Source organism: Vibrio marisflavi CECT 7928, from assembly GCF_921294215.1.
Taxonomy (GTDB): domain Bacteria; phylum Pseudomonadota; class Gammaproteobacteria; order Enterobacterales; family Vibrionaceae; genus Vibrio; species Vibrio marisflavi.
This window is the reverse complement of sequence record NZ_CAKLDM010000002.1, coordinates 336,071-351,492: the sequence shown is the minus strand read 5'-3', so window position 1 is coordinate 351,492 and position 15,422 is coordinate 336,071. Positions and strand designations below refer to the sequence as shown.

Sequence of the window (15,422 nt, the reverse complement as noted above, 5' to 3'; positions counted from 1 at the left end):
ACTTGAGGCATAGCCAACAAATTTTCTTCGAGAACTTTACTGTATATGAAAACAGTATATACTGCATTAATATACAGTATTGTTTATTTACACAGGTATGTAGCATGTTGGTTCATTTAAACGTTAATAATTTTGCTATCGTAAAATCTTTGCAACTTGAACTATTCAAAGGAATGACAACAATCACCGGTGAAACTGGTGCCGGAAAATCCATTGCCATTGACGCCCTTAGCCTCTGCTTAGGAGGTCGTTCTGAAGCCAGTATGGTTCGTCAAGGGGAAGAGAAAACCGAAGTCAGTGCTACCTTCCGAATAGATAATAACACCCACGCAACACATTGGCTGGAGGAGCATGAACTACTTGATGGTGATGAGTGCCTGCTTAGAAGGACTATCACCAAGGAAGGGCGCTCACGCGCTTTCGTCAACGGCAGTCCAGTCCCACTTTCTCAACTAAAGTCTCTTGGTCAACTGCTAATCAATATTCATGGGCAGCATGCACATCATCAATTGCTAAAACCTGAACATCAACTATCAATGTTGGATCAGTATGCCGGACATACCGCGTTACTTGATGATACTCGACAAGCCTACTTAACATGGCGAAGAGCAGAAAATACTCTTAAACAACTCGTAGAAAATAGCCAACAAAATTTGGCTCAAAAGCAACTCCTTGAATACCAAGTCAAAGAGCTCAATGAGCTAGCTGTCGGTGAAACGGAGTTTTCTGAGCTAGATGCTGAACATAAACGCCTCGCAAACAGTGGAGAACTTGCTAGCCACTGCCAACAAACAATTGAGCTTATTTATGAAGGTGAAAATGTGAATGCTCTTGGCGTTTTGCAAACGGCTAGCCAATATTTAGTCCAGTTAGCTGAGCTTGATGAAAAGCTTAAAGAGCTGCCAAATATGCTTGCTGAAGCCATGATCCACATAGAAGAAACTAACACTGAGTTGCGTAACTATCTGGACAACATAGAGGTAAACCCAGAGAGAATGGCATTCGTGGAAGAGCGTTTTTCAAAGATCATGTCTATGGCTCGCAAGCACCATGTCGCGCCAGAAGAGCTCTACCAACACCATCAAGATTTGCACTCTCAAATTGAAGCGCTAGATTGTTCGGACGAAAAACTAGAACAGCTTGCAGAAGATGTTGAACTCAAACAGCAAGTTTTTTTGGATACCTCAACAAAGCTCAATAAGTCTCGCCAAAAATATGCCAAAGAGCTCAACAAACTCATTAGTCAAAGCATGCACGAACTTAGCATGGAGAAAGCTAAATTCTGTATAGAAGTCAGTGAGCAGATTTCTTCTCCAAGTGCTTTAGGTACCGACAATGTTGAGTTTTTGGTTTGTACTAACCCCGGCCAACCAATGCAACCAATTGCGAAAGTTGCCTCTGGTGGTGAACTGTCTCGAATATCCTTAGCCATTCAGGTGATCACGGCGCAAAAGGTCGACACTCCGAGTCTAATTTTCGATGAAGTCGACGTTGGAATCAGTGGCCCAACCGCTGCTGTTGTGGGCAAAATGCTGCGTACATTAGGCAACTCAACGCAAGTACTCTGTGTAACGCACCTTCCTCAAGTTGCAGGTTGTGGTCACCAGCAATTGTTTGTGGCTAAGCAAACAAAGAATGGCATGACTGAAACTCAAATGCGCTTACTGGATGACAATCAACGTATTACTGAGTTGGCAAGGTTGCTTGGTGGTAGCCAAATAACTGAGTCCACCTTAGCAAATGCGAAAGAGCTAGTTATCGCGGCTTAAAGTTTTTTACTTTGGCCGCTAGCTTGTTTATTATCAGCCCAGACTTATGGACCAAGAAAGAAACCAAGTATGCAATTAAAGAAGTGGCTTATCGCTATTCCACTATCAGTATCTCTGCTCTCGTTATCAGGCTGCTCTGTGTTAGAAAGGTTTGTCTATCGCATTGACATCAACCAAGGCAACTATGTAGAGCAAAAAGAAGTTAATAAGCTTAGACTTGGTATGACTAAAGATCAGGTTCGCTTTGTCATGGGTTCACCTATGTTGGTTGAAAATGGCTACCCAGACATCTGGTATTATATCTATCGCCACACAGCAGGGCATGAAGCTCCTGTACAAAAAGATCTGGTCGTGTACTTCGATAATCAAGGCAAATTGACTAAGATTTCTGGTGATTATCCGCCATCAAAAAGCTTTGATGACGCCGCCAGTTAAGAGAACACAAAAAAGCTCGTTTTACACGAGCTTTTTTATACGTATTTTAAAACTAAAGATTTACCAGTCTAGCTTACGCTTCACTTTTTCTTAGTGAGCTGGGCTTTCCACCCGTAACTGGGTCAGCACTTCCAGCAGTTTTTGCTTGCTCTGCACGCTTACGGCGAATTTCTTTTGGATCAGCGAGCAGTGGGCGGTAAATCTCAATCCGATCCTTGTCATTAACAGTTGCATCTAAAGAGATATTTCGACTAAACACGCCGACCTTATTTTTTTCTAAATTGATTTCTGGGTACTGGGCTAATACACCTGATTGCTCAATAATCTCTTTTACCGTCATCTCGCTGCTCACAGCAAGAGTCAGCACGCGCTGCTCGTGAGGTAAAGCGTAAACAACTTCAACATGAATCATTTTTGTTTCAATGCTCATCAAGCGTATACCTGCTTAGCTCGCGTCGTAAACGCATTCACCATGTTGCTAGTCAGCTCGTTAAATACCTTACCAAAAGCCATTTCCACAAGCTTACTCGAAAACTCAAACTCCAGTTTCAGTTCGACTTTGCAAGCCATATCATCTAGCGGAGTAAAATGCCAACCACCTTTTAACACCTTAAACGGCCCGTCCACCAAATTCATCAGCACAGATGCTCCAGGAATCAGGTGATTGGATGTAGTGAATGTTTTACTGATCCCCGCTTTTGACACGTCGACCGATGCAACCATTTTGTCTTCGCCGTTTTCGATGATCCGAGAACCTGAGCATCCCGGTAGAAATTCTGGATACTTTTCCACATCATTGACCAAATCGTACATCTGCTCAGCACTAAACGATACTAATGCTGAACGGGTGACTTGCTTCATATTTGTAACCTGCTAAAGACATAATTCGCCAATTGTACGTACATACGGCTCCTCTCTCAAGGTTAGCAGTTAAACGACGCTCAGATTCCACTCCCTCTATCCCGTTGGCCGCACAAACCATTCGTTAAGCTATACGCACCCGCTCAGATACATACGTCTCTTTGGTAAACCTCTAAGCAAATTACTTAAAGCATGAATTTAATCGGGCTTTATCAGAATAAAAGCTTTTCCTGAAGCAGAGGCTGGTCGTATAATGCAGGGATTATGGCAAAGAAAAAATCGAAATCAAAAGCGGGTAGTAACACTATCGCGCTAAATAAAAAGGCTCGCCACGAGTATTTCATTGATGATGAAATCGAAGCAGGCATGGAGCTACAAGGCTGGGAAGTCAAATCACTAAGGCAAGGTAAAGCCAATATTGCAGAAAGTTATGTCTTTATGCGTGATGGTGAAGCTTTTGTGAGTGGGATGACGATTACTCCTCTTAACCAAGCGTCCACTCATGTGGTTGCTAATCCAACACGCGTGCGTAAATTACTACTATCACGCCGCGAATTAGACAACTTATTTGGCCGTATCAACCGCGAAGGTATGACGCTTGCTGCACTATCACTATATTGGTCTCGCTCTTGGGTGAAGATAAAGATTGGTGTCGCAAAAGGTAAAAAGCTTCATGACAAACGTGATGATGCGAAAGACAAAGATTGGCAAAGGCAAAAAGCTCGCGTCATGAAGAGCTCATTGCGTTAATCTTGACCACTTAAACATATAGTTACCGCATAGTTATAGACAGGGTACGCAATTCTGGTACTATGCTGGTTCTACCTGGGGCTGATTTAGGATTCGACGGGAATTTTGCAGTCTGAGGTGCATGCCGAGGTGCGGTAGGCCTCGTTAACAAACCGCAAAAAAATAGTCGCAAACGACGAAAACTACGCACTAGCAGCTTAATAACCTGCTCAGAGCTCTCTCGCCCTAGCTTCCGCTTGTAAGACGGGGAATCACGAGAGATCAAACCAAATCAAGCTGGCGTGGATTCTCCCACCTGAGAGATGAAGCGTGAGATTTAATTCAGGTTAGCCATTCGGTCGCGTGTCGGTTCGCAGTTGGGTGGTGAAATTAAAGATCGACTAAGCATGTAGTACCAAAGATGAATGGTTTTCGGACGCGGGTTCAACTCCCGCCAGCTCCACCAATTCAACATTTAAAGACGTCCTAGGGCGTCTTTTTTTGTATCTAAAATCCAATAGAACCAAGAGGTAACTTCATTATTGGTTCCACAGAAGGTTCAAAATAGCCAGTAATAACAAACGTTTAAAGTAGTACTTAATGTAGTACCCATTTAGAGTCCAAGGATTAGGTACTACATCAAGGCGAAACAAGCCTCTCGCCAATTCAAAGTCTAAGGCTGCCCTAAGCGTATTTGTAACTTTTAAAATTAAAAATCACTGTGTTAACAAAAAATGACATGTTTTCGCGTCCATTGACGTCTTTAGTTTTAGGTACACTGGAAGGTACACTCGTTTTTGCGTTCAGATTGCAACGAGCAGCCTAAATAAGTATTAAGTGCTCACTCTTTCTTTAGACTCTAGAATTTAGACAAACCACGCTGGCGTTGTTGGGCGCTGTGAAATGTCCAGGCAACAAATCGGCTGATCTTCTGCCCTTGGCTCATTTCTACAATCTGAATTTCTCGTACGCCGACTTTTTTCAATTGCTTTTGCATCCATCGCACATTGTCTTTCTTGGAGATCAGTGTGGTGAACCAAATCACCTGCTGTGAAAACTTGCGACTCTCAATGGCCATGTTCTTAATAAACTCAGCTTCACCACCCGGACACCACAGTTCAGCTTTCTGCCCACCAAAGTTAAGAGCAGGCTGGGACTGAGGAGCTTTTTTCTGCTGCTTTTCAAGGCCATTACTTCGCTTGGCTCGATTGGCATTAAGGTTGTTAAGCTTTCGTTGTGTCCCCTGCTGGGCCTCTTTTAGAGACTTATGAAAGGGAGGGTTGCAGGTGGTAATGTGATAAGTTTCGCCCGGCTGAATAATGTCTTGGAATAAATAGCGGCTGTTTTTTTGTAATCGACACTCCACCTTATCCTTTAACACAGAATTGCTACGGATTATCTGATTTGCATTGTCTATCGAAATAGGATCAACATCGCTTGTTGTATAGTGCCAATCATAATCACATACACCAATGATGGGATAAATACAGTTTGCTCCAACACCAATGTCCAGTGCTCTTACCTTGGAGACATCGATACCATCTTTACTGAGTAATTCTGCCGCACGGTGAATATAATCCGCTCGACCCGGAATTGGTGGGCAGAGATACCCCTGAGGAATATCCCATTCTGTGACTTGATAGAATCGACTAAGCAGTGCTTTGTTCAATAACTTTACCGCCAACGGATCGGAAAAGTTAATCGTCTGTTCGCCCGCAGGATTAGTGGTGATATGCCGTTTAAGTTCGGGCAATACTTTAACTAACTCAGGAAAATGATAGCGGCCTTGGTGTTTATTGCGCGCATGCAGTCCCTTAGGAGAGTTTACCTTAGTGATTTTTATTTCAGGGAGTGATTTTGCTACCGTCTTAGGTTGAGTCGGCTTTCTGTTTTGGCTCATGTGACAGGCTTCCGTTGAAAAACGCGCCATTGTGACCTTTTTTGGCTTTCGTTTCCAGACAACCGATGATACAAAGTCTAAATGTAGATTAACTCGACCACTTGAAATATAACCACTACGTTCAGGATGAATTAGAGCCTTTCAAATACCCTTCTACCCCGCCCTGCAAAAAGTAGTAATTGTTAAAACCTTTAGATTCCAATAGATATTGTAGCCACCTGACTTGTTTGCCTACCGCATCGTATATGAGAAGTGTCTGGTCTTTTTGAGCCCAATTAAAGACGTCATCAAACTTATAAAAAGGGATGGTTCTTGAAGAAAACTGGTTGAGGATTGTTTGATTTCTTTGAATGGGCTCTCGCACATCAATGAGTATTGCGCCCTTTTGCTGTGCCTTTTGCTCAAACTCTTTTACATCTAATAAATGCTGTTCAAACTTTTCTTTATTGATGAGCTTATTTGTGGCATTTAGCGTCTTACCAAATAGCATTGTGTGGCTAGGGTGAGATTGTGCCCATTGCAGAACGCCGCTATCGAATGCCAATATCTCTATGTTGTCAGTCACAGCCGCCGCTCTCTGCGCAGCAGTATAAGACTTGATACATTCAATACCATTACAATAAAAAACAAGCGTTTTCTCAGTGCTCGCTAAGTTTTTTACCGCACTCTCAAAGCCTATATTCGCCATAGGAATATGCTTGGATCCGGTGATGTGTATAACATCAAACTCAAGCTTAGATCTTACATCGATTATATTTACCTCATCGAGCCGAGTATGTAATTCATCAATATTGATAACTTGAACATCTGGGTAACTCACTCGGTTCGGAAATTCAGTAGTGAGCCCGGAAAAGGTCACTACTGATAATAAAGCGATAACCAGTCTTACCATGCTTCTTTGCTTACTCAATAGCCTCTATCGGATTAAGTATAGACAGGATATGACTGGCGAGCTTTTCCTCTAGAACTGAATGTTAATATTCACCAAAATACTCTTGTACTTGTTTATAGTTATCGGTTTTGGTTAGCGCTAGCATAAGCAACACTCGAGACTTTTGGGGGTTGAGAGTGCCTGCTGCAACAAAGTGGTATTTACTATCATTGACTTCAGCATTGAGTGTAGTTGGCCCGGTAGCAACTCTTGATGAACGCACAACCATTACTCCTTTATCGGCAGCTTGACTTAATGTCGCAAGCATTTGTTCATTCATATTGCCATTACCTACACCAGCAGAAACTATTCCTTGATAGCCATCGCCAATAAATGCTTTAGCGGCAAGTGGAGAAGCATCGGCATAGTTATAGACAATCGCAACTTTAGGTAGAGATTTAAGCTTGCTAACGTCAAAAATAGACTTGCTAGTATGTATGGTTTGTCGAGTTCCTTGATACTCAACTCTACCGTCATGAACACGCCCCAAAGGACCGAAGTTTGGTGACTTGAATGCTTGTACTCCAGTGGTATTAAACTTCGTAGCACCACGAGCGCTGAGTACCAAATCATTCATTACTATCAAAACACCACGGCCTTGAGACTGCTTGTCCGTCGCTGTCACTACTGCGCTATAGAGATTTTTAGGACCATCAGCACTCATCGCGGTTGCAGGTCGCATGGCTCCCACCAATACAACAGGCTTGTCACTATGAACGGTAAGATCTAGAAAATAAGCCGTTTCTTCCATAGTGTCAGTGCCATGAGTAATGACAACACCATCGACATCTGGTTTGGCTAGTAGCTCGTTAACTCGATGCGCTAACTTCAACCAAACGGCATTGTTCATATCTTGAGAACCGATATTTGAAATTTGCTCACCGGTTATATCTGCCACGTTGTTAATTTCCGGCACAGCTTTAACTAGCTGATTTACTCCTAGTTGACCTGCAGTGTATTCAGATTGAGTAGCAGAATTTCCAGCACCAGCAATGGTTCCGCCTGTAGCCAAAATCACAATATGGGGTTTTCCAGCAGCGAATGACAGGTTGGTGATAAACAGAAGAGAAAGTGTAATTAGAATGGTTTTTACATTTTTGTAGGGTATGAACATCTTTAATTCGTCCTATTTAAAGATTACTAAATTCCACCACAACCTACTCTAAGACACAGCGAAAATCCGTGACTATCTATTCGGATTACCGCTAAATAAAATATTATTTATCAATGCAATGCGAAAGCTCATTTTAATGTTTGAATGAACAATTTTTAATCTTTAGACGCTCTGCCAAGGTAGGTCACCGCTATACCAATCAGTATCGTGCCGCTTAACAACAATTCAGTAGCTGATGTCTTCTCTCCTAAGAACGCATAACCCATTGCGATAGCGAAGACAGGCACAGAAAGCTGGGCAATTGATGCATGCAAAAGCAGCATTTTGGGTAATATCCGATACCATAAGAAGTACCCCATCGCTGAGGTAATACTGCCAGACAATATAGCGAGAACGATACCATCGAGTGAAGCACTTACTAAGGATGCAAATGGCAAAATCAGTAAGCTTAGAACGCTTGCTACTACAAACCCTTCAGTTATGGACAATTGAGGTGAAGAGGCAGTTTGCCCTAACCGTGTAAACCAAGCCCAGCATATTCCAGACAAAATCATTAGTAATGCAGGCAAAAGTTCCGGCTTTTCTGCTGAAGGTAAAACCAGTAGCACAAATCCTACAACAGATACGACAATCCCCGTAAGTTCAAGCTTAGAAAAGCGATAACCTTGGAGGTAGGAAAGCGCAAGCAAAGTTAGCTGTACCGTGCCAAAGAGTAATAATGCACCAGTACCCGCAGCTAAAGAGATGTAAGCGTAAGAGAAAAATAATGCATAACCAAACAAACTCACACCTCGAAAGCCTCTCACTTTCAAAGAGCCCACTTCGTTACTTTTCTTCCTTCTCTTGTAGATACACATTAATAACAGTAGCGTCATAGCTCCTGAAGCTAACCGAATAAACGTAAAACTCCCAGCATCAATCAATTGGGCTGACAGTGCAGCTCGGCACAGAAGAGAGTTTGCCGCAAAGGCAAGCATAACAACAAATGTTTGAAGGATAACCAAAGCAGCATGACTCAATAAAATGTCTGGTATTATCATCGTAGCAAAGCGACTGGCTTTACCCAATCACTCTGAAAAATCGGTGCAAGTATCCAACGATCCCAACACGCTTAACGCCTGCATTTCCAGCTACTATCTTAGATTTGAATAAATACTCGCTATCCATGGTGTTGGCTAAAAGTGGGTATATACTCAATAGAACAGGGATGTAGATTCAGTTCTATTTGGAGAATATTGATGGACAGGGATGACGTTCAGCAAAAGCCAGCCGTGGAAGCGGGAAAAAAGCACACAGAATCTTCGCTCGCATCAACCTCTTTGATACGCCGATATTATTGGATCCTCTATGGTGGGCTTGTGCTCATTATGATCATTACATTCGGTAATGCATTTTATCTTGGTAAGCAGACAGAAAAACGTGTCATCAATGAAGATAGACAAAATGCCCAGCAGACCTTGATTACGCTTGATAACGCGGTATCCGTCTCTCTTAACCATGTATCCAAAATGAGGCAGGCACTGGAGGCTCATCGTAGCTATCCAGAAAAAGCCTACAACTATGCCCTAGCAAAGTACTTATTTTTGCAATCTCCCGATTCCCCAAAATTTGCACCTTGGACAAATCTCCCTGAGTCACTAAAAAATCAGGTAGGGCAAATTTACGTGCGCTCCGGATCTGGTGATATCTCAACTGACGTGTCAGTGCTCCTGTCGATGATGCCCGAGATAGTAACAACGCACCGTCTACATAAAGACTTTCAGTGGAGTTATTATTACGATGCCAATAAGCGCTATTCACTTCTATATGCTGGATTACCCTATCAAGTTTTGCTTGATGCAACGGGCACAACGGATATGGATGCTGCTTTGGATATTGTTTACGAAGCTGGAGGAACCTTTCCAGTACAATTAGTCTCTGAAAAGTCCAACCCAAGCAAACAGCACCAATGGACAAGTCCATATTTGGATGCGGGTGGCAAGGGCATGATGGTCTCACTACTTGAGCCTGTCTACAGCGACGCTAAGTTTATTGGTGCCGTAGGTGCCGATATTACCTTAAAAGCATTGGACAGCATCCTAACGCAAAAGGAGCTCGCTATTGGGCATTTGGCCATTGTCGATAAAAATGGCCTTGTGATTGGTGACAGCCGGGGAGCTTTGAAAGACGCCAAAGAATCCATCAAGCACGAACAAGTGCTGAGTTTAACCGCCTCTGGTGAAGCCCATATGGTTAATAGCGATGAGATACAATCAGTAAGAGGTGGATACTGGTATGCCTATCCATTAGCTGGAACACCATGGAGTTTGGTGCTAGAAATTTCTCGAACAGAGATGAATAGCTATATCATACAAAGCATACTGCCCTACTTAATTACCGGTTTCGCTTTTGCAGCTATTCTATTTTTTGTCGTGTTACATCAGCATTGGCGATTTAGTAGACCCGCACTTATGCTAGCTCAGTTTGTGGAAGAACTACCACGAGCGAGCAACATAGAAATACCGAAAGTCCCGTTAAAATGGCGATATTGGTTTAACTGCGTTGCCAAAACAGAGCTAGAAAGACAAGAGCATTTGCGCACCATAAACCAACATAGTAAAGACCTTGAAAAGCTTGTCCAGAAAAGAACGGTTGAGCTGCAATCTACACTTACCACTTTGCGACAGACTCAGGAGGAGCTTGTCCACTCAGAAAAACTTGCAGGACTTGGTTCGTTGGTTTCAGGTATTTCCCATGAACTCAACACTCCTGTCGGTAACGCAATTACTATCTCTAGTTCGATTAAGGATATTGTCTCTGAATATCGACAAGCTGACGAAAACATTGAGCAGCAACAAATAGAAGAATATTTTAATCAAATTCAGCAAGGTGCAGACCTACTCGATAAAAGCTTACACAGAGCGGTAGAGCTCATTAATAACTTCAAGCAAATATCTGTTGAACAATCTAATTATCGAGTGGCTGATTTCGATTTACCAAGTCTTCTCACCGAGTTGGAACTGAATGTCGTACCGCAACTCACCGAGCATGGTATTGAGCTTACCGAAAACTACCCAAGTGAATTATCTATGGAAAGCTTTCCTGATGCTATTAAAGACGTGATAGTCAGGCTGATCAATAACGTAGTGCGACATGCCTATGTTGAAGGCTCCGAAAAAACACTTACGATAAACTGTCATGAAGATGAAAACGATAAAGTTTGTATAGAGGTAATCGATAACGGAAAAGGCATCGCTGCCGAAAAACTGCCGAAAATATTCGATCCATTTTTCACAACCCAGCTAGGGCAAGGTAGTTCAGGGCTCGGGCTGCATATTGTATACAACCTAATTACCGAACTATTGCAAGGAGAGATAACGGTTACCAGTGAAGAGGGGGAAGGCAGTACATTTAGGGTTGTCTTGCCTTTGAAAGTATCAGCAAGTAAGTAAGATACGTGTACAGCCCAAGCACCTTAATACTTGGGCTAACATCGTTTGACCTACTGGTTTTTATAAATTGACTTATCGGCCTACAGTTAACTCTACGGTATGTTGGCTTTTCGGCTGAGCACTGAATAACGACATTATGTAGCCTACAATGACAACGACAATCGTTCCAAATACACCATAGAAGAAGAAATTAAGATCGGTAAATTGACGTAGGCACACGACAGTGACAACACTTGCTACAACACCAAATAGAGCACCTAACGCATTCGCACGTTTTACAAATATACCCAGCATGAATAGGCCAGTCATCGGTCCGCCCATTAGACCTAGTAAACTATTGAAAGCATCCCAAATTTCAGACTCGTTGGAATAAATCAAATAAGTCGATGCACAAACACCTAGCACACCAGCGATAACCGTTAGCAATCGCCCTACTTTCAACTTTTGCTCTGAGCTAGGATTATCACTGAGCTTTTCATAGATATCTGAAGTAAAACAAGCAGAGATACTGTTCAAGCTACTCGAAATACTCGACTGTGATGCAGCAAACACCGCAGCAATAATGATACCTGCAATACCTGCTGGCATTTGCGAGATGACATAGAATGGAAGAATGCCACCAGTATTGAAATCAGCAGGAAGCAGCTCTGGGTTCTGGATGTAATAAACGTATAGTGCTGTCCCAACTGCAAAGAAGAAAATGGGCACACAAGCCACTAACTTAGCATTGGTAATCAACGCCTTTTTCGTTTCTTCAATATTATCAGTCACGATGTAACGCTGCACGACATCTTGACTGGCAGTAAACTGCTGTAGCGCCGCAAAGAAAAAGCCAATACATAACACAGGCACAGTACTATCGGTCCAACTCCAAGCAAACTTATCGGCAGGAAAATATTTGTCATGTTCTGCAGCAAAACTAAAGATTTTGAACATGCCTCCATCGACGTTAAAACAGATCATCGTGAAAATTAAAATGGCCGCGATAGAAAGCATGATACCTTGAATCACATCAGTCCATATCACACCTTCGATGCCGCCCATAAACGTGTAGACAATACAAAGAACACCAATTAAGAACACGATAGTCAGCGGGCTAATATCAACAAATGGCATTAACGCTAGTGCAGTTAAGTAAATGATGATTGAGATGCGGCCAATATGAAAAAGCATAAAAGAAATGCTGCCAAATAGGCGCATTTTCACATCAAACCGGCGCTCCAAATATTCATACACTGACGTTAAGTTAAGCTTACGAAAGAATGGAATATAGAACCAAAAGACCACTGGAAGTACTGCTATGGCCATGTATTGCCCAACAAGAAAAGTCCAATCACCAGTATATGCTTTGGCTGGAATAGACATAAAGGTAATTGAACTTAGAGTTGTAGCAAACACACTGATTCCAGCAGCCCAGCCAGGGATCCTTCCTCCTGCTTTGAAGTAGTCATCAGAGGATTTCTGTCGCTTAGCAAAATACACACCCACAGCCATAATAGCCGCCAGATATACTATCAGCGCTACATAATTGAGTGCGCCAAATGAATGAGCTTCCATAAGATAAGCCTTTTGTTGTAGAGGTTACACGTCGTTGTTTAACTGCCTAGCCGCCCAAGAGGCAACGCCTATTAGCCCAGCATCTGCTCCGTTCAGTGCGTGGGTAAGCTTCACTTGGTAAGCGTCAGGCATTTTGGATAAAAAACTTTGAACCAATGGCAAGTAACCGGGAGCTAAGCCAATGCTTCCTCCAAGAACGACGACTTGCACATCGAAAGAAATTTTCAGGTTAGCCACTGTATTTGCTAACGCTTGAGCAGAAAGGGAGACAATTTTCTTAGCTTGCAGATCACCATGTTCAAAATGCTCGAATACCGTCTTGCCTGTACACTTATCGCCAAAGTGTTCTTGACCTGCGGCTGCTATTGCTCTTCCTGAAGCAATGCTCTCTAAGCAACCTTTTCTGCCACATCCACACAAGGGCCCGTTAGGATCCGCTAGTGTGTGACCGATATGCCCCGCAATCCCATGCTTGCCAATGACCAGCTCTCCATTAACGATTAAACCTCCACCGACTCCTGTAGAGACAGTAATGAATGCCATTTCTGATACAGGTTGAGAGATAGATTGATACTCTGCCCATGCGGCAGCTTGAGCATCATTAATCACGGCGGTCGGTTTGCCACTTAGTTCTTCAATTGTGGAACGCAAAGGAAAATGATTGAGGCCACCGAGGTTTGCTGGGTTTAATGCAACCAATTCCCCACCATCAATGATCCCAGTCGATGCCACTGCGACATAGTCAGCCTTATCTTTCCATGAAAAAATAAGGCGTTGAAGCGATTCTGCCAATTGCGTAGGCTGTTGAGACGAAGGGGTTTGGATTTGCGTTCTTTCCTCCACACGCCCCTTTTGAACTATGGCTACAGCAATTTTGGTTCCACCAATATCTAATGCTAAGCAGGTAGACATTCTTCGACCTCTTTATGCGCTTGCTGGATCGACGATTCAAACCACTGGCAAATGTGTTCGATACGTGTAATCGCAGAGCCAACAGTCACACTACTTGCTCCCATTTTTATCGCTTGTGCCGCCAGCTCTGGCGAGTTGTAGCGACCTTCAGCCATAACAAAACACCCGTGTTCAGCTAACTCTCGAACCAATGCAAAGTCCGGGTTATTTGGTATCGTGCCGGATACATATCCAGATAGAGTGCTGCCAATAACCTCTACACCAATCGAATGAGCGTAACGCCCTTCTGCTAAGTTGGAACAATCAGCCATTGCTATACAACCTAGCTCATGGATTTTTTCAACAAGTAACTTAATTGAAACTGGGCGCTCTCTATCTGTGGCATCAATGGCAATGATATCAGCGCCTGCTTCTTTCAACTCGACCACGTCTTCTACGAACGGTGTAATACGAACTTGGGAGTCGACTAAATCGCGCTTGATGATACCGATGATGGGTACTGAAACATGAGGGCGAACTGCTTTGAGGTTCTCCACACCTTCGATACGAAGAGCAACAGCTCCACCAGCGACGCTAGCCTGAGCCATAGCGGCAACAATTTCAGGGCTATCCATTGGCCCATCATCGACTGGTTGGCATGACGATACGAATCCCTGAGTAAGTACCTCTAGATACTGACTTCTAACCTTACTCATAACAGTATTGCTCCATTTAAAGTTAAAATAACAAAGTATTACTCCATTCTTACCGATCGGAGTAATACTTCAAGTTTTGATTTTAAAATGGAGATCTAAATCTCAAATGAAATATTGCAATGTGATCGCTGCAATATTTCAGAGCGGGATAATGCGTAGAGGGTTAGGAGTACGTACTAGTCAGAGATGGCTTGCGTTGTTTTCAGCTTATTCACCATAGTGCCAGACATGTCTCTTTGAACGAGCAACGTATAGAGTAAATCAAGGACGAATAGCTGCGAAACTTTTGTACCAATAGAATCTCCTTGCAACTGCCCTTGGTTATTGCCATTGACTAAAACATTGTCTGCATACTCAGCCATTGTGGAGCGAGGGTTGTGAGTAATAGCTATCGTCGTTGCACCATTGTTCTTAGCTAACTTCAATGCCTTGGTCGTTTCAGCTGATTCCCCTGAGTGACTGATACCAATGGCCACATCGCCCGGCTGCAGTAATGATGCTTTGATGTACATGAAATGATTGTTAGAAAATGCATCAACATTTAGGCCAATTCTCATGTATTTATACTTTGCACTTTCAGCGCTGATCCCTGAAGAGCCCACACCAAAAAAGTAGACGGAATTCGCTTGCATTAGCGAAGATGCAGCTGCTTCTAACTGGCTTGAGTCGACTAACATTAGCGTCTCTGAAAGCACGTTGCCTATTGCAGATTGTAATTTTTTACCTAGAATCTCGACGCTATCATCCGAGGTAATATCGGTATCAAGGATAGATGAATCGACAACTTCTGAAGTAGAGACCTCAACCGCGAGCTCTAACTTAAAATCTTGATAACCTTTAAAACCTAGTGTGCGACAAAAGCGAATGATGGTCGCATCACCAGCGTTAACCGTTTGCGAGAGCCCGGCAATAGAAAGCTTACTAATTTGCTCAGGGTTTGATACAACATAGTCAGCAATGCGCTTTGATGATGGAGTTAAGCTGTTGTACAGGCTCCCAATAGTGTAAATGATATTGCCAGCTTTAGTCTGCTGCTGTGACATCTTGTCGCTCTCTAGTTAACAGGCATATTTGCACACATCTTAGCG

14 protein-coding genes and 1 other RNA gene are annotated in these 15,422 nt (G+C 43.0%); 5 read left to right on the top strand and 10 right to left on the bottom strand.

Going from position 1 to position 15,422, the window contains the following annotated elements; translation table 11 throughout:
* Positions 1-104 precede the first annotated feature (104 nt).
* Together recN and bamE are read left to right on the top strand one after the other, a co-directional pair.
* Complete coding sequence (recN, locus tag L7A31_RS08355; protein WP_237361058.1) at positions 105-1,769, top strand: DNA repair protein RecN; 1,665 nt, start codon at positions 105-107, stop codon at positions 1,767-1,769.
* A 69-nt stretch (positions 1,770-1,838) separates the two neighbouring features.
* Positions 1,839-2,204 (top strand): outer membrane protein assembly factor BamE, encoded by a 366-nt coding sequence (gene bamE / locus L7A31_RS08350; protein ID WP_237361057.1) that lies wholly within the window; start codon positions 1,839-1,841, stop codon positions 2,202-2,204.
* 73 nt (positions 2,205-2,277) lie between these two features.
* Here the strand turns inward: bamE and L7A31_RS08345 are convergent, their stop codons facing one another.
* Both L7A31_RS08345 and L7A31_RS08340 read right to left on the bottom strand, forming a co-directional pair.
* Positions 2,278-2,634: an RnfH family protein gene (locus L7A31_RS08345; RefSeq protein WP_237361056.1), complete on the bottom strand. Its 357-nt coding sequence runs from the start codon at positions 2,632-2,634 to the stop codon at positions 2,278-2,280.
* Positions 2,634-3,065 carry an SRPBCC family protein gene (locus tag L7A31_RS08340; protein ID WP_237361055.1) on the bottom strand — a complete coding sequence of 144 codons (432 nt, stop codon included), beginning with the start codon at positions 3,063-3,065 and terminating at the stop codon, positions 2,634-2,636. The genes L7A31_RS08345 and L7A31_RS08340 overlap by 1 nt, the downstream gene beginning before the upstream one ends.
* Positions 3,066-3,329: 264 nt before the next feature.
* Between L7A31_RS08340 and smpB the strand changes: the two genes are divergently transcribed.
* Positions 3,330-3,815, top strand: coding sequence for an SsrA-binding protein SmpB (gene smpB, locus L7A31_RS08335; RefSeq protein WP_237361054.1), 486 nt, complete (start codon positions 3,330-3,332; stop codon positions 3,813-3,815).
* A 77-nt stretch (positions 3,816-3,892) separates the two neighbouring features.
* Positions 3,893-4,260: a transfer-messenger RNA gene (gene ssrA / locus L7A31_RS08330) on the top strand.
* Between the two features lie 393 nt (positions 4,261-4,653).
* On the opposite strand, the gene rlmF is transcribed toward ssrA, so the two are convergent.
* From rlmF to L7A31_RS08310, 4 genes are all read right to left on the bottom strand, one after another.
* Positions 4,654-5,694: a 23S rRNA (adenine(1618)-N(6))-methyltransferase RlmF gene (gene rlmF, locus L7A31_RS08325; RefSeq protein WP_237361053.1), complete on the bottom strand. Its 1,041-nt coding sequence runs from the start codon at positions 5,692-5,694 to the stop codon at positions 4,654-4,656.
* A 121-nt stretch (positions 5,695-5,815) separates the two neighbouring features.
* Entirely contained in the window at positions 5,816-6,586 is a 771-nt protein-coding gene (locus tag L7A31_RS08320; protein ID WP_237361052.1) for a rhodanese-like domain-containing protein, read from the bottom strand.
* Between the two features lie 82 nt (positions 6,587-6,668).
* On the bottom strand, positions 6,669-7,739 hold the full coding sequence (ansB, locus tag L7A31_RS08315) for an L-asparaginase 2 (protein WP_237361051.1): 1,071 nt from the start codon (positions 7,737-7,739) through the stop codon (positions 6,669-6,671).
* A gap of 155 nt (positions 7,740-7,894) precedes the next feature.
* Positions 7,895-8,779 carry a DMT family transporter gene (locus L7A31_RS08310; RefSeq protein WP_237361050.1) on the bottom strand — a complete coding sequence of 295 codons (885 nt, stop codon included), beginning with the start codon at positions 8,777-8,779 and terminating at the stop codon, positions 7,895-7,897.
* A gap of 198 nt (positions 8,780-8,977) precedes the next feature.
* On the opposite strand from L7A31_RS08310, the gene L7A31_RS08305 reads away from it, so the two are divergent.
* Positions 8,978-11,170: a sensor histidine kinase gene (locus tag L7A31_RS08305; protein ID WP_237361049.1), complete on the top strand. Its 2,193-nt coding sequence runs from the start codon at positions 8,978-8,980 to the stop codon at positions 11,168-11,170.
* A gap of 72 nt (positions 11,171-11,242) precedes the next feature.
* Here the strand turns inward: L7A31_RS08305 and L7A31_RS08300 are convergent, their stop codons facing one another.
* From L7A31_RS08300 to L7A31_RS08285, 4 genes are all read right to left on the bottom strand, one after another.
* On the bottom strand, positions 11,243-12,727 hold the full coding sequence (locus tag L7A31_RS08300; RefSeq protein WP_237361048.1) for a sodium:solute symporter family protein: 1,485 nt from the start codon (positions 12,725-12,727) through the stop codon (positions 11,243-11,245).
* Between the two features lie 24 nt (positions 12,728-12,751).
* Positions 12,752-13,639, bottom strand: a complete 888-nt coding sequence (locus tag L7A31_RS08295) for an N-acetylmannosamine kinase (protein WP_237361047.1) — start codon at positions 13,637-13,639, stop codon at positions 12,752-12,754.
* Positions 13,624-14,334 carry an N-acetylmannosamine-6-phosphate 2-epimerase gene (locus L7A31_RS08290; protein WP_237361046.1) on the bottom strand — a complete coding sequence of 237 codons (711 nt, stop codon included), beginning with the start codon at positions 14,332-14,334 and terminating at the stop codon, positions 13,624-13,626. The genes L7A31_RS08295 and L7A31_RS08290 overlap by 16 nt, the downstream gene beginning before the upstream one ends.
* 176 nt (positions 14,335-14,510) lie before the next feature.
* Positions 14,511-15,377 (bottom strand): MurR/RpiR family transcriptional regulator, encoded by an 867-nt coding sequence (locus L7A31_RS08285; RefSeq protein ID WP_237361045.1) that lies wholly within the window; start codon positions 15,375-15,377, stop codon positions 14,511-14,513.
* Positions 15,378-15,422: the final 45 nt, after the last annotated feature.

Coding starts and splice junctions, on each gene's coding strand:
- smpB (WP_237361054.1), top strand. CDS start 3,330: ATGGCAAAGAAAAAATCGAAATCAAAAGCGGGTAGTAACACTATCGCG.
- rlmF (WP_237361053.1), bottom strand. CDS start 5,694: ATGAGCCAAAACAGAAAGCCGACTCAACCTAAGACGGTAGCAAAATCA.
- L7A31_RS08285 (WP_237361045.1), bottom strand. CDS start 15,377: ATGTCACAGCAGCAGACTAAAGCTGGCAATATCATTTACACTATTGGG.
- L7A31_RS08305 (WP_237361049.1), top strand. CDS start 8,978: ATGGACAGGGATGACGTTCAGCAAAAGCCAGCCGTGGAAGCGGGAAAA.
- L7A31_RS08345 (WP_237361056.1), bottom strand. CDS start 2,634: ATGAGCATTGAAACAAAAATGATTCATGTTGAAGTTGTTTACGCTTTA.
- recN (WP_237361058.1), top strand. CDS start 105: ATGTTGGTTCATTTAAACGTTAATAATTTTGCTATCGTAAAATCTTTG.
- L7A31_RS08300 (WP_237361048.1), bottom strand. CDS start 12,727: ATGGAAGCTCATTCATTTGGCGCACTCAATTATGTAGCGCTGATAGTA.
- L7A31_RS08295 (WP_237361047.1), bottom strand. CDS start 13,639: ATGTCTACCTGCTTAGCATTAGATATTGGTGGAACCAAAATTGCTGTA.
- ansB (WP_237361051.1), bottom strand. CDS start 7,739: ATGTTCATACCCTACAAAAATGTAAAAACCATTCTAATTACACTTTCT.
- L7A31_RS08310 (WP_237361050.1), bottom strand. CDS start 8,779: ATGATAATACCAGACATTTTATTGAGTCATGCTGCTTTGGTTATCCTT.
- L7A31_RS08340 (WP_237361055.1), bottom strand. CDS start 3,065: ATGAAGCAAGTCACCCGTTCAGCATTAGTATCGTTTAGTGCTGAGCAG.
- L7A31_RS08320 (WP_237361052.1), bottom strand. CDS start 6,586: ATGGTAAGACTGGTTATCGCTTTATTATCAGTAGTGACCTTTTCCGGG.
- bamE (WP_237361057.1), top strand. CDS start 1,839: ATGCAATTAAAGAAGTGGCTTATCGCTATTCCACTATCAGTATCTCTG.
- L7A31_RS08290 (WP_237361046.1), bottom strand. CDS start 14,334: ATGAGTAAGGTTAGAAGTCAGTATCTAGAGGTACTTACTCAGGGATTC.